General features: G+C 68.8%; 13 protein-coding genes, 1 tRNA gene and 1 pseudogene. 7 read left to right on the top strand and 8 right to left on the bottom strand.

Features of this window, described 5'->3' with window-relative positions; genetic code table 11:
• The first annotated feature begins 55 nt into the window (after positions 1–55).
• The 3 genes from IT072_RS08405 (at position 56) to IT072_RS08395 (ending at position 2,052) form a co-directional block, all read left to right on the top strand.
• Positions 56–1,093, top strand: a complete 1,038-nt coding sequence (locus IT072_RS08405) for an LLM class flavin-dependent oxidoreductase (RefSeq protein ID WP_223360486.1) — start codon at positions 56–58, stop codon at positions 1,091–1,093.
• 18 nt (positions 1,094–1,111) lie between these two features.
• A tRNA-Leu gene (locus IT072_RS08400) sits at positions 1,112–1,193 on the top strand.
• Between the two features lie 139 nt (positions 1,194–1,332).
• Positions 1,333–2,052: a DedA family protein gene (locus tag IT072_RS08395; RefSeq protein ID WP_223360485.1), complete on the top strand. Its 720-nt coding sequence runs from the start codon at positions 1,333–1,335 to the stop codon at positions 2,050–2,052.
• A 15-nt stretch (positions 2,053–2,067) separates the two neighbouring features.
• Here IT072_RS08395 and IT072_RS08390 read toward each other — a convergent pair whose 3' ends face one another.
• From IT072_RS08390 to murI, 4 genes are all read right to left on the bottom strand, one after another.
• A complete protein-coding gene (locus tag IT072_RS08390) occupies positions 2,068–2,970 on the bottom strand; it encodes a cation diffusion facilitator family transporter (protein WP_223360484.1) in 903 nt (300 codons plus the stop codon).
• Positions 2,971–3,049: 79 nt separating this feature from the next.
• Positions 3,050–3,643 carry an RdgB/HAM1 family non-canonical purine NTP pyrophosphatase gene (gene rdgB, locus IT072_RS08385; RefSeq protein WP_223360483.1) on the bottom strand — a complete coding sequence of 198 codons (594 nt, stop codon included), beginning with the start codon at positions 3,641–3,643 and terminating at the stop codon, positions 3,050–3,052.
• Between the two features lie 3 nt (positions 3,644–3,646).
• On the bottom strand, positions 3,647–4,387 hold the full coding sequence (rph, locus tag IT072_RS08380; protein WP_327058944.1) for a ribonuclease PH: 741 nt from the start codon (positions 4,385–4,387) through the stop codon (positions 3,647–3,649).
• A gap of 27 nt (positions 4,388–4,414) precedes the next feature.
• Entirely contained in the window at positions 4,415–5,233 is an 819-nt protein-coding gene (murI, locus tag IT072_RS08375; protein ID WP_223360482.1) for a glutamate racemase, read from the bottom strand.
• A 52-nt stretch (positions 5,234–5,285) separates the two neighbouring features.
• Here murI and IT072_RS08370 point away from each other — a divergent pair, with 52 nt between their 5' ends.
• A complete protein-coding gene (locus IT072_RS08370) occupies positions 5,286–6,596 on the top strand; it encodes a nicotinate phosphoribosyltransferase (protein ID WP_223360481.1) in 1,311 nt (436 codons plus the stop codon).
• Here IT072_RS08370 and IT072_RS08365 read toward each other — a convergent pair.
• The 4 genes and pseudogenes from IT072_RS08365 to IT072_RS08350 form a co-directional block, all read right to left on the bottom strand.
• Positions 6,593–7,517, bottom strand: a pseudogene (locus tag IT072_RS08365) (IS5 family transposase). The gene IT072_RS08370 and the pseudogene IT072_RS08365 overlap by 4 nt on opposite strands.
• Positions 7,518–7,574: 57 nt before the next feature.
• A complete protein-coding gene (locus IT072_RS08360; protein ID WP_223360480.1) occupies positions 7,575–7,853 on the bottom strand; it encodes a DUF3039 domain-containing protein in 279 nt (92 codons plus the stop codon).
• A gap of 22 nt (positions 7,854–7,875) precedes the next feature.
• A complete protein-coding gene (locus IT072_RS08355) occupies positions 7,876–9,453 on the bottom strand; it encodes a hypothetical protein (RefSeq protein WP_223360479.1) in 1,578 nt (525 codons plus the stop codon).
• A complete protein-coding gene (locus IT072_RS08350; RefSeq protein WP_327058951.1) occupies positions 9,429–10,400 on the bottom strand; it encodes an ABC transporter ATP-binding protein in 972 nt (323 codons plus the stop codon). The genes IT072_RS08355 and IT072_RS08350 overlap by 25 nt, the downstream gene beginning before the upstream one ends.
• Before the next feature lie 372 nt (positions 10,401–10,772).
• On the opposite strand from IT072_RS08350, the gene IT072_RS08345 reads away from it, so the two are divergent.
• The 3 genes from IT072_RS08345 (at position 10,773) to IT072_RS08335 (ending at position 13,138) form a co-directional block, all read left to right on the top strand.
• Positions 10,773–11,465, top strand: coding sequence for a phosphocholine cytidylyltransferase family protein (locus IT072_RS08345; RefSeq protein ID WP_223360478.1), 693 nt, complete (start codon positions 10,773–10,775; stop codon positions 11,463–11,465).
• Positions 11,466–11,536: 71 nt separating this feature from the next.
• Entirely contained in the window at positions 11,537–12,403 is an 867-nt protein-coding gene (locus tag IT072_RS08340) for an ABC transporter permease (RefSeq protein WP_442786799.1), read from the top strand.
• Positions 12,404–13,138, top strand: coding sequence for an ABC transporter ATP-binding protein (locus tag IT072_RS08335; protein WP_223360476.1), 735 nt, complete (start codon positions 12,404–12,406; stop codon positions 13,136–13,138).
• Positions 13,139–13,237 lie beyond the last annotated feature (99 nt).

Here is a 13,237-nt window from a genome sequence, read left to right as displayed (position 1 = left end):
GGCTCGGCGTCGAGGCCGTTCGGCTTCATGCAAACGCATGAATGTGAGGACTGACATGGCGACCAGGCTCGAACTCGGGATCGACACCTTCGGAGACGTCACCCGCGACGCCGACGGCGCGCCCCTGCCCCACGCGCAGGTGCTGCGCAACGTCGTGGAAGAGGGCGTCCTGGCCGATCAGGTCGGCCTCGACTTCATCGGCATCGGCGAGCACCACCGCGCGGACTTCGCCGTCTCGGCCCCGGAGGTCGTGCTCGCCGCCGTCGCAGGCCGCACCGAACGCATCCACCTCGGCTCCGCGGTGACCGTGCTCAGCTCGGACGACCCCGTGCGGGTGTTCCAGCGTTTCGCAACCCTGGACGGCGTCTCGGGCGGTCGCGCCGAGGTCATCCTCGGGCGCGGCTCGTTCATCGAGTCGTTCCCCCTCTTCGGGCTCGACCTCGGCCAGTACGAGGAGCTCTTCGAGGAGAAGCTCGAACTGTTCGCCGCGCTGCGCACGCAGGAGCCGGTGACGTGGGAAGGCAGCCTCCGAGCCCCGCTCACCGGGCAGTCGGTCTACCCGCACCTCGAGCACGGCCCGCTGAAGACCTGGATCGGCGTGGGCGGGAGCCCGGAGTCCGTCATCCGGGCCGCGCACTACGGGCTTCCCCTGATGCTCGCCATCATCGGCGGCGGCCCGATGCGCTTCCAGCCGCTCGCCGAGCTCTACCGCAAGGCCCTCGACCAGTTCGGGCAGGACGCCGAACTGCCGATCGGCGTGCACTCCCCCGGGTTCGTCGCCGCCACCGACGAGGAGGCCAAGGAGATCCTGTGGCCGCATTACGAGGCCATGACCAACCGGATCGGACGCGAGCGCGGCTGGCCCCCGGCCTCGCGCGCCCGCTTCGAGCACGAGGCGGGAGAGGACGGCGCCCTGGTCGTCGGCTCGCCGGAGACGGTCGCGAAGAAGATCGCGTACACCGCCCGCGGCCTCGGCATCGAGCGCTTCGACCTCAAGATCAGCAACGGCACGCTCGGGCACGACCACCTCATGCGCGCCATCGAGCTGTACGGCACCGAGGTCGCCCCGCGCGTGCATGAGCTATTGTCGTAGCCGCGCCCAGCGCGCGCCGCGGGAGTGGTGAAACTGGCAGACACGCAGGATTTAGGTTCCTGTGCTTCACGGCGTGAGGGTTCGAGTCCCTTCTCCCGCACCGGAGGCCCTCTGCACGACAAAGACGCCGCACAGTAGGACCACAGGATGATCTTCGTCCGCATCGCGACAATTCGCACGGTTCGTGCAGGTTCCGGCCACTAAACTCGGCCCCGTACCTCGAACCCGTCTGGAGCGTCTTGATCCATCACGCCGGCCTCATCCCTTGGCTCGACCCGAACACCATCATCACGGCCGCCGGGCCGTGGGCGCTCGTCGTCGTGTGCGGCATCGTGTTCGCCGAGACAGGGCTCCTCGTCGGGTTCCTCCTGCCGGGCGACACGCTCCTGGTCATCTCGGGGCTGCTGACCCACACCTCGCTCGTGTTCGGGGTCGACATCTGGTGGGTGTGCCTCGCGATCGCGTTCGCCGCCTTCCTCGGCGGCGAGGTCGGCTACCTGATCGGCCACAAGGCCGGACCACGGATCTTCGAACGCAAGGAGAGCGGGCTCTTCAGCATGGAGAACGTGCGCCGGACCAACGCGTTCTTCGACCGTTTCGGTGCCCTGGCGATCATCCTCGCCCGCTTCGTTCCGATCGTCCGCACGTTCGCGCCCGTCGCCGCCGGCGTCGGCCACATGAACTACAAGAAGTACTCGCTCTACAACGCGATCGGCGCACTGATCTGGGGTGCCGGGCTGACACTGTTCGGCTTCCTCATCGGCTATATCCCGCCGGTCGCGCATTTCGTGTCGAGCTACATCGACGTCATCCTCATCGGCGCCGTCGTCATCACGCTCATCCCGACGCTGTTCCACTACTTCCAGTCGGTGCGCAAGTCGAAGAAGAAGCGCCTCGCGGACGCGGCCGCCGACGCGGACGCCGCAGCGGCGCACCCCGCTCCCACACCGGAGGCCTGACCGCGGCGGTCCCGCCTAGCGGTGGAACTCGTCCTCGTGCTCGGCGTGCTCCGCCGGCTCGAGCTGAAAAGTCGAGTGCTCCACGTCGAAGTGCTCGGCGAGGCAACCGGACAGCTCGTCCAGCAGCGCTCCCGTCGACCCCGACCGGAACACCTCCTGCTCGACCACGACGTGAGCGGTGAACACCGGCGCGCCCGAGGTGATCGCCCACACGTGCACGTCGTGCACCGCCACGACGCCCCTCGCCCGGAGGATGTGGTCGCGGATCTGCGCCACGTCGGTGTCGGCGGGCGCCGCCTCGCTCAGCACGTGGACGACGTCGCGCAGCAGCAGATAGGCGCGCGGCACGATGAACGCGGCGATCAGGAGGGACGCGATCGCGTCGGCGGGCCCCCAGCCGGTGGCCATGATCACGACGGCCGCGACGATGACCGTGACCGACCCGACGAGGTCGCCGAACACCTCCAGGTAGGCGCCGCGCATGTTGATCGAGTGCCCGGCCGCGGGCCGCAGGAGCATGAGAGCCACGAAGTTCGCCACGAGACCGATGACGGCCACGATGAGCATCGGCCCGCTCTGCACCTCCGACACACCCGCCACGAGCCGGCCGATCGCGCCGATCGCGACCCCCACGGCGACGACGACCAGGATCAGCCCGTTGATGAGCGCGCCGAAGACCTCGGCGCGGCGGAAGCCGAACGTCTGCCGGTCCGTCGCCGGCCGCGCGGCGATGATGGTGGCGACGAGCGCGACGATCAGGCCGGTCAGGTCGCTCAGCATGTGACCGGCATCGGCGAGGAGGGCGAGCGAGCCGCTCAGCCAGGCGCCGACGACCTCCACGACCAGCACCGTCGACACGATGCCGATCGCGATCAGGAGGCGGTTGCGGTTGGCGGAATGACCGTGGTCGTGACTCATCCCTTCTACGGTAGACAGAAGCCCGGGCCCGCCGCCAGCGATCCCGCTAGATAGGAATGAGTGCCGTTCTCAGCTGGGGTCAGCGGCCGGCGAGGTCGCGCAACGCGGGCACGATCGCGGCGAACGCCCGGGCGCGGTGGCTCTCGCGGTTCTTCGTGTCGGGGCCGAGCTCCGCGGCCGTCTCGTCGTACCCCTCCGGCACGAAGATCGGATCGTAGCCGTGGCCGTGCGCTCCCCTGGCCTGCCGGGAGATCCTGCCGGGCCAGATTCCGTCGACCACCGTCGGTTCCTCCCCCGGCACGACGAGTGCCAGAGTGGCCGTGAAGTGCGCGGCACGGGACGCGTCCGGCATGTCCGAGAGCTGGTCGAGCAGCAACTGGAGGTTGGCCTGCGCGTCGCCGTGACCTCCCGCCCAGCGGGCCGAGAAGATGCCGGGCGAGCCGCCCATGACGTCGACGCAGATGCCGGAATCGTCCGCGAGTGCCGGGAGGCCCGTGTGCTCGGAGGCCGCGCGCGCCTTGATGAGGGCGTTCTCCGCGAACGTCGACCCGTCCTCGACAGGCTCGGGTCCGTCATACCGCACGATCTCGATCCCGGGGACGGCATCGCCCAGGATCTGCTGGAACTCCACCGCCTTGTGCACGTTGTGAGTGGCGAGGACGACGCGCACCACGGCTCAAGCCCCCGCGCCGATGGCGGCCTTCTGCACGTTCGACAGCTCGGTCGTGCCGAGCAGCGCGAGGTCGAGCAGCGAATTGAGCTCGGAGCGGTCGAACGGGGCGCCCTCGGCGGTGCCCTGCACCTCCACGAACAGACCGCGGCCGGTGACGACGACGTTCATGTCCGTCTCGGCACGCACGTCCTCCACGTAGGCGAGGTCGAGCATCGGCGTGCCGTCGATGATGCCGACCGAGACGGCCGAGACGGAGTCGATCAGCGGCGTCGCCCGCTGTGCGATGAAGCGGTGCTCACGACCCCACTCGAGTGCGTCCGAGAGGGCGACATAGGCGCCGGTGATGGCGGCGGTGCGGGTCCCTCCGTCTGCCTGCAGCACGTCGCAGTCGATCACGATCGTGTTCTCGCCGAGCGCCTTCATATCGACGACGGCGCGCAGGCTGCGGCCGATCAGCCGGCTGATCTCGTGGGTGCGGCCGCCGATCTTCCCCTTGACCGCCTCCCGGTCCATCCGGTCGTTGGTCGAGCGGGGCAGCATGGCGTACTCCGCGGTCACCCAGCCACGGCCTTTGCCCGCCATCCATCGGGGCACGCCGTTCGTGAACGACGCCGTGCACAGCACGCGGGTGTCGCCGAACGAGATGAGCGCCGATCCCTCCGCCTGCTTGCTCCAGCCGCGCTCGATGGTGACCGGGCGGAGCTGGTCGGCGGTGCGCCCGTCGGCGCGGATCATATCGGTCACGTGGCTCTCCTCGTGTGGATGGGGTGGTCAGAACGGAAGGTCGATGACGCCGGTCTGCACCAGGTCGACACGGGAGACCTCCGGGCCGATGAAGCGGTGCGCGAGGCGCAGGAAGTTGTCGGCGTCGAGGCCGGTCGCCTCGTAGTGGATCGTCGGCGCTTCGGCGGACTGGCGCTCCAGGCCTCCGCCCACGAGCGTCCGGTAGACGTCCTTCGCGGTCTCCGTGTCGCTGGAGACCAGGGAGACGCCCTCGCCCATCACGTAGGAGATCGCGCCTTTGAGGAAGGGATAGTGCGTGCAGCCGAGCACGAGTGTGTCGACATCGGCGTCGCGCAGCGGCTCCAGGTAGTCGGCGGTCACCTGCAGCACCTCGTCGCCGCTGGTGATGCCCGCTTCGACGAACTCGACGAACCGCGGGCACGCCTGCGTGAAGAGCTCGAGCGTCGGCGCGGCGGCGAAGGCGTCCTCGTAGGCGCGGGAGGCGATGGTGCCGACCGTGCCGATCACTCCGACCCGACCGGTGCGCGTTGCGCGCACAGCGCGCCGGACGGCCGGCTGGATGACCTCGATCACCGGGACGGAGTAGCGCTCGCGGGCGTCGCGCAGCATCGCCGACGACGCGGTGTTGCACGCGATCACCAGCAGCTTCACGCCCTGTTCGACCAGGAAGTCCAGCACCTCGAGCGAGTACCGCCGCACGTCGGCGATCGGCTTCGGCCCGTACGGCGAATGCGCGGTGTCGCCCACGTAGAGGATCGACTCGTTCGGGAGCTGGTCGCGGATCGCACGCGCGACCGTGAGCCCGCCGACTCCCGAGTCGAAGATCCCAATCGGCGCATCCGTCACAGCGATCCAGCCTACCCCGCCGTCCGGTGCGGCACGCCGCTAGGCTGAACGGGTGACCGAGTCATCCGCGCTCCTGACCGACCGCTACGAGCTCACCATGATCGACGCCGCCCTTCTGAAGGGCACGCATGACCGCGGCTGCGTCTTCGAGGCGTTCACCCGCAGGCTGCCGGAGGGGCGACGCTACGGGGTCCTCGCCGGCACCGGGAGGCTGCTCGAGCTGCTCCGGGAGTTCCGGTTCCGCGATGAGGAGCTCGACTACCTGCGCGAGAACGCCGTCGTCCGGTCGGAGACGCTGGACTGGCTCGCCGGGTACCGGTTCTCCGGCACCATCCGCGGCTATCGCGAGGGCGAGGTGTTCTTCCCCGGATCGCCCTTCCTGATCGTGGACGCGCCGTTCGCCGAGGGCGTGGTGCTCGAGACCCTCATCCTGAGCGTCTTCAACTACGACTCCGCGGTGGCCTCCGCCGCCGCGCGCATGGTCTCCGCCGCCGCCGGCCGCCCCCTCGCAGAGATGGGCTCGCGCCGCGCCAACGAGCGCAGCGCCGTCGCCGCCGCCCGCGCCGCGTACATCGCCGGTTTCGGTGCGACGTCGAACCTCGAAGCCGGCCGCACCTGGGGCGTCCCGACCATGGGGACGGCGGCGCACGCCTTCACCCTGCTGCACGACTCGGAGGAGGACGCCTTCCGCGCCCAGGTCGACGCCCTCGGGCCCGGCACCACCCTGCTCGTCGACACCTACGACGTCGAGCGGGCGATCGAGACCGCCGTGAAGGTCGCGGGGCCCGGGCTGGGCGCGGTGCGCCTCGACTCTGGTGACCTCCCGAAGCTGGTGAGACGGGTGCGCGAGAAGCTCGACGGTCTCGGCGCGACGGAGACGAAGATCACCGTCACGAACGACCTCGACGAGTTCACCATCGCCGCCCTCGCCGCGTCCCCGGTCGACTCGTACGGCGTCGGGACCTCGGTCGTCACCGGCTCCGGGTCCCCCGCCTCCGGCATGGTCTACAAGCTCGTGGCTCACCGCACGGTCGACGGCACCGGCGAGTGGGTTCCCGTCGCCAAGAAGTCGGACGGCAAGGCGAGCGTCGGCGGGCGCAAGCACCCCGTGCGTCGGCTCGACGAGCGCGGTCTGGCGGTGGCGGAGGTCGTCCACATCGTCGACGAGGGCGATGTTCCCGATGACACCGGGCGAGACCTGCTCGTCCCGCTCGTCACCGATGGTGAGATCCACCCCGAGCACCTCGGCGCGGACGGTACCCGCCGGGCGAGGGAGCACCGTGAACGCGCGATGCGGGAGCTCCCGGAGCAGGCGTTCCGCGTCGGACGCGGCGACCCGGTGCTGCCGACGATCTTCGCCTAGGGCGTGTCTTCTAACCGTTTGAGCCAGAGTGTGATTGCGCGGAGGACGACTGCTCCCCGGTAGGTGACGGCGAGGTTGTCGTAGCGGGTGGCGAGGCCTCGCCATTGCTTGGTGTCGCAGAAGCCGCGTTCGATGACGTTCCGTCCTCGGTAGTTGATCGCGTCGAATCGGGGTGGTCTGCCGCCCGCGCTGCCGCGGTTGAGGCGGTGTCGCTTCTGATCGTCGGGTTCGGGGATGACTGCCGCGATACCGCGTCGGCGGAGGTGGGAGCGGATTGCGCGTGATGAATACGCTTTGTCGCCGCGGACGGCGTCGGGCCGGGTGCGAGCTCGACCCATTCGATCTACTCGGAGCTGTCCCATCAAGGCGTCAAACATCGGCGAATCACCGGACTGGCCCGGCGTGAGGAGCACGACAAGCGGGAGTCCGTTGCCATCGACGAGTTGGTGGATCTTCGTCGACAGGCCGCCACGCGAGCGGCCGATCGCGTGGTCAGCGGGTTCCTGACGAAGATTCTTGTGATTCGATCGTGCCCCCTGGGGTGTTGGTGGGGCGGCGGCCCGCGGGCTCCTCGACACGGGCGAAGGTGGTCGCATGCTGGTGGGCTCGGTTGATCGTGGAATCCACGCTCACCGTCCAATCCAGCACCCCGGCCGCGTCGGCCTCAGTCAACAGCGCAGCATGCACCCGGTCCCAGGTGCCGTCGTGACTGAATCGGTTGTGACGCTTCCAGACCGTCTGCCAGGGACCGAACTCCGCCGGCAGATCCCGCCACGGAATCCCGGTCCGATACCGCCAAATGATGGCCTCGACCACCAAACGATGATCACCGAACGGGCGACCGCCCTTCGGCGACGGGGCCGGCATCAACGACGCGATCCGCTCCCACTGAGAATCCGACAACACCCGAGACCGCGACACAACGCCCAGCCTGCACCACGACCACAACAACGGTTAGGAGACACGCCCTAGGTGGCTCTACTCGTCCTTGAGCTTCTCGTAGATCTCTTTGCACGACGGGCAGACGGGGAACTTCTCCGGGTCACGCCCGGGGGTCCACTTCTTGCCGCACAGCGCCTTGACGGGCTTGCCGGTGATCGCGGACTCGAGGATCTGCTCCTTCTTCACGTAGTGCGAGAAGCGCTCGTGATCGCCCGGCTCGACGTTCTGGAGGAGCTCCTCGAGCTCGCGGTCCAGCGTCGCCGCACCGCCGCCCGAGGGCAGACCGCCTGGTTCGGAGATGCTCGCCTCGTTCATCCCTCCAGTGTAGACGCGTCGCTCAGCCGTTGCGCGTGGCGAACGCCATGACGTCGGTCCCGCGCCGGTCGAACAGGCGGGCACCGGCCCAGAGGCCGCCGAACAGGCAGGCGAAGCCGATGATCACCGCGACGACGGGGGCGACCCCGAGCCAGAACGGGTTCACCACCAGGCCCAGCACGAGGAACACGACCACCGGAGAGGCCAGGAGGAGGATGGCGAAGAAGCTGAGCGACTGCACCAACGCCGCCGAAGCGCCGGACGTCTGCGGCTGGGTGAAGGCGCTGTCACCCGGTTTCGTGGCGGGATACGGGAACAGCACCGAGGAGATCGACGAGAGGCCCAGCCCGATCACCAGGATCGCCCCGCTCAGCGCGGCGACGGTCGGCAGGATCGCCCAGTCGCCGTAGGCGATCGTGGTCGCGATCGAGCCGATCGCGATCACCGGGATGCCGATCACGATCGGGGGGAAGAGACGCCCGACGCGGTCGGCGATGCCGCGGGTTCCGGAGACGATGTGCAGCCACACGGCCGTGCCGTCGAACGCCACGTCGTTGTGGACGCTCCAGCCGAGGAACAGGCACACCAACGGCAGCGGGACCAGCGAGACGTAGTGCGACGGCAGCCCTGCGAGCAGGAGCGCGACGATGACGAAGACCGGGATCACCGGGATCATGACGATCGAGACCCAGTAACGCGGATCGCGACCCCAGTACGTCATCGAACGCGCCGCGATCGCCGCGGTCGGTCCGCCGTGGAGCCGGCCGAACCAGCCCGTGCCGTGGTAGGCCTTGGTGCGCGCACGGCGCGGGGACGTGACGAGGACGGTGCTCACCAGGACGTCCCAGACGAGCCAGAGGAGCCCGACGGTCGCCACGGCAACGAGCAGCTGCAGGAGCGCGCGACCGAGGTCGCCCGAGGCGGCTGCCCCGGGAGCGCTCCAGGCCGCACCCAACGGCGTCCACGACATCCAGGACGCCGCCCCCGAGAGCGCCCCGAGCCCGTCGCGGCCCCAGTCGACGGTCACCAGCAGCAGCACGGCCGGCGCCAGGAGGACGAGCAGCAGCGTGGCGACGACGCCGCCCGCCTCCCGCGACCGCCTGGTCGCCAGCAGGAACGACGCGAGCGCGGTCGAGACGCGCGAGGCCAGCACGCAGGTGGCGACCACCAGCACGGCCGAGACGAGGGCGACGATCGTGGTCATCGGATCCCGCGACCAGGTGACGACCGTCGCGGCGCTGCACACGATGAGCACGAACGACGGGATGCCGACCAGGCCCGCCAGCAGCAGCCCGGTCGACAGGACCCGGTTCGGGAGGCCGAACAGGGCGAACTTTCGGGGGTCGAGCGTATCGTCGACGCCGAACAGCAGCGGCAGCAGGAGGAAACCGGCCACGACGATCGAGCCGAGCACGACGAGCACATCGTGCACGGCGTCGACATCGGTCACCAGGCGCGCCGCGACCAGCGCCGAGACGGCCAGCACGGTGATGACGCCGCCGTAGACGACCCCCAGGACCAGCCCGAAAACCTGCCACGGGCTGCGCCGGAAGGCGTTGCCCATCAGCCGGAGCTTCAGTCCGAGAAACTGTGCAACCACTCCATGCCCTCCGCTGCCTTGCGTCCGCCCGCGAGGTCGACGAACCGCTCCTCGAGCGTCTGCTCGCCGCGCACCTCGTCGATGGTGCCGGCCGCGAGGACCTTGCCGCGCACGATGATGGCGACGCTGTCGCACACGCGCTGGATCATGTCCATGCCGTGACTCGACAGCACGACCGTGCCGCCGGCAGCGGTGTAGCGCTGCAGGATGTCGACGACGTTCGCCGCGGAGACCGGGTCGACCGACTCGAAGGGCTCGTCGAGCACCAGGAGGCGCGGCGAGTGGATCATCGCGGCGGCCAGAGCGATCTTCTTCGTCATCCCGGCCGAGTAGTCGGCTACGAGGCGGTCGAGAGCGTCGTCGATGCCGAAGGCCGTCGCGAGGTCGGCCGAGCGGGCTCGCACCGTCTTGGCGCTGAGCCCGCGGAGCGTGCCTGCATACTGCAGGAACTGCGCGCCCGTGAGGCGATCGAACAGCCGGAGACGATCGGGGAGCACGCCGATGACGCGCTTGGCTCGGATCGGGTCGGCCCACGCGTCCACGCCGTGCACGATCACCGACCCGGCGTCCGGGCGAAGGAGGCCGGTGACCATCGAGAGCGTCGTGGTCTTGCCCGCGCCGTTCGGACCGACGATGCCGTAGAAGGAACCCTCGCGCACGTCGAGGCTCACGTGGTCGACCGCCACCGTGTCGCCGAAGCGCTTGTGGATGTCGCGGACGGCGAGCACGGTCGGGCGCGGATCCGGGGCGGGAGCCGGGGTCTGTTCCGTCGCCGCCTCCTCTGCGGCGACGGTCGCGGGCGATGCCGTGCGGGCCTTCGCGGACGTGCTGCGCTTGCGCGGCGCCCGCGTGCTGGTGCCGGTGGCGGCCGGCGCGGTCTTCGCCGGCGTGCGCCGCGGAGCCGGGCGCGGCTTGGCCTGCGCCCCCTCGCTCGTGCTCTCCGTCATGGTCTCCCCCGTATCCCCCGCAGTGCCCGTGTGCTCCACGGCGACGCCCGTGTCCTCGACGGGCTCGGCGTCGTCCTGATGCACACGCTCGAAACTCACCCCGCTAACGTACCAACAGGCTCACCTCAGGACAGCCCTCCGGTGCGATTCGGGCGCGCCGGAGCACCTCTGAAACACCTGTGAGGAACATAACGACCCCGCAACGACATCCGTCAACCCCTGCCCCCGGAGAGGGGGCGTCGGTAGTCTGGTCGAGGCATGAAGGGGTGTCTATACGCGTAAGCGCTGATGAACCCTGGGTTAACCGTCCCAGTCCCGGTGCGTGGCTACGAAGCCGCAGCGCCCGTCCGCGCGGATTCCAAGGAGATGATTGTGACGACCCAGGTAGTGATCCTCGCGGCCGGGATGGGCAGCCGCCTCGGCCGCAGCCTTCCGAAGCCGCTGACCGAGCTGAGCGACGGCCGCACGATCATGCAGCAGCAGTTCGACAACATCCACGCCGCCTTCGGCACGGATGTCACGGTCACGATCGTCGTCGGCTACAAACTCGAGCACATCATCGAGGCCTTCCCGGACGCCCAGTTCGTCTACAACGAGCAGTACGACCAGACCAACACCTCCAAGAGCCTCATGCGCGCCCTGCAGGCCTCCGGCCCCGGCGGCGTGCTCTGGATGAACGGTGACGTGGTGTTCGACCCCGCCGTTCTGGTGCGCGGCGCGGCCATGGTGAGCCGCGACCAGACGTTCGTGACGGTCAACACCTCGTCGGTCGCCGACGAGGAGGTCAAGTACACGACCGGCCCGGAAGGCTACATCCAGGAGCTCTCGAAGACCGTCAAGGGCGGCCTGGGCGAGGCCGTGGGCATAAACTACATCTCGAGCGCCGACAAGGCAGCCCTCGTGCGCCAGTTGCAGCGCGTCGGCGACCAGGACTATTTCGAACGCGGCATCGAGCTCGCCATCGAGCAGGACCGCCTGCTGGCCGAGCCGGTGGACATCTCCGATCTCTATGCGGTGGAGGTCGACTTCCAGGAGGACCTGGAGCGCGCGAATCTTTTCGTGTAGTCGAAGCCGCGTGACGGATCACGCAGCTTCGATCAATACGATGGGTACTCGTGACCAGTTCTTCGCTTGAGGTGCGCCCTGCGCAGCGGACCCGTTTCGCACGCTATCGGCACTCCCTCTGGTTGCTGACCAAACGCGACCTCCGCGTCCGCTACTCGACCAGCGCCCTCGGTTACCTGTGGTCGATCCTGGATCCGCTCGTGATGAGCGCGATCTACTGGTTCGTCTTCACGGTGATCTTCCATCGCGGCGTCGGCGAGGACCCGTACATCGTCTTCCTGCTCGCGGCCCTGCTGCCGTGGGTGTGGTTCAACGGAGCGGTGTCGGACAGCACACGGGCGTTCCTGCGGGAGTCCAAGCTCATCCGGTCGACGATGATCCCGCGCACGATCTGGGTCAACCGCATCGTCGCATCCAAGGGCATCGAGTTCCTGCTGTCGCTGCCGGTGCTCGCGGTGTTCGCGATCGCCACCGGCGCGCGGGTGAACATCGACATCCTGCTGTTCCCGCTTGCCGTGCTGATCCAGACGGTGCTCACGATCGGGATCGGGCTCCTGATCGCCCCCCTCGTCGTGCTCTTCCGCGACCTCGAGCGGGTGGTCAAGCTCGCCCTCCGCTTCCTGTTCTACGCGTCGCCGATCATCTACAGCGCGCGCGATCTGCCCGGAGGCTGCGGAGGCGCCGACGTCGCCGCCAAGCACTGCGCCGCGTACGCGGCTGCCCACCCGGACGCGATCGGAGACACGCTCTTCTCGCTGCACTTCTGGTCCGCGTTCAACCCCCTCACCGGCATCTTCAGCCTGTATCGGGCGACCTTCTTCGCGGCGGAGCTCGACTGGTTCCTCGTCGGTGTGAGCGCCGCGATGTCCGTGGTCATCCTGTTGGTCGGCTGGCTGGTGTTCAAGCGCTACGAGCGCGATGTGCTGAAGGAGATCTGAGTGGCGCCCGTCATCGAGGTCGCCGGGCTCGGCGTGCGGTTCCGCCGCAATCGCGGTGGCCGGAGATCGTTCAAGGACCTTTTCGCGTCGCGCCAGCGGCGCACGCGACCGGACGACTTCTGGGCACTGCGCGGTGTCTCGTTCCGGGTCGAGGCCGGCGAGGCGATCGGCGTCGTCGGCCGGAACGGACAGGGGAAGTCGACGCTGTTGAAGCTCGTCGCCGGCGTGCTCCTGCCGGACGAGGGCTCCGTGCGCGTGCACGAGGGCGTCGCGCCGCTGATCGAGATCACCGGCGGCTTCGTGGACGACCTCACGGTCCGCGACAACGTCTACCTCACCGCGGGCCTCCACGGCATGACGCGCGCTCAGATCGACGCGCGCTTCGACGAGATCATCGGGTTCGCCGAGATCGGCGACTTCGTGGACACGCCGTACAAGCATCTCTCGAGCGGAATGAAGGTACGGATCGCCTTCTCCGTGATCTCGCAGCTGGAGGAGCCCGTGCTGCTGGTCGACGAGGTGCTGGCGGTCGGCGACCGGGGGTTCCGCGAGAAGTGCTACCGGCGCATCGAGGAGCTCCTCGCCGGCGGGCGGACGCTGTTCTTCGTCTCGCACAACGAGAAGGACCTGCGCCGGTTCTGTGCTCGCGGGCTCTACCTCGACAAGGGCGGACTCGTGCTCGATGGGCCGATCTCGGACGTTCTGGATCTCTACAACCAGGACTACGGAGGCTGACGAGAATCCCCGATCAGGGCACTTTTCGAGAGCAGCACGGATCTCTCCACAAAAAGAATCCGATCGAGTTTTCCCCACATGTGGCTTAACTGCCCGATT

This window comes from Leifsonia sp. ZF2019 (genome assembly GCF_019924635.1).
In the GTDB taxonomy this organism is placed as follows: domain Bacteria; phylum Actinomycetota; class Actinomycetes; order Actinomycetales; family Microbacteriaceae; genus Leifsonia.
The sequence above is the reverse complement of the archived record's forward strand: the minus strand, read 5'-3'. Positions and strand labels throughout refer to the sequence as shown.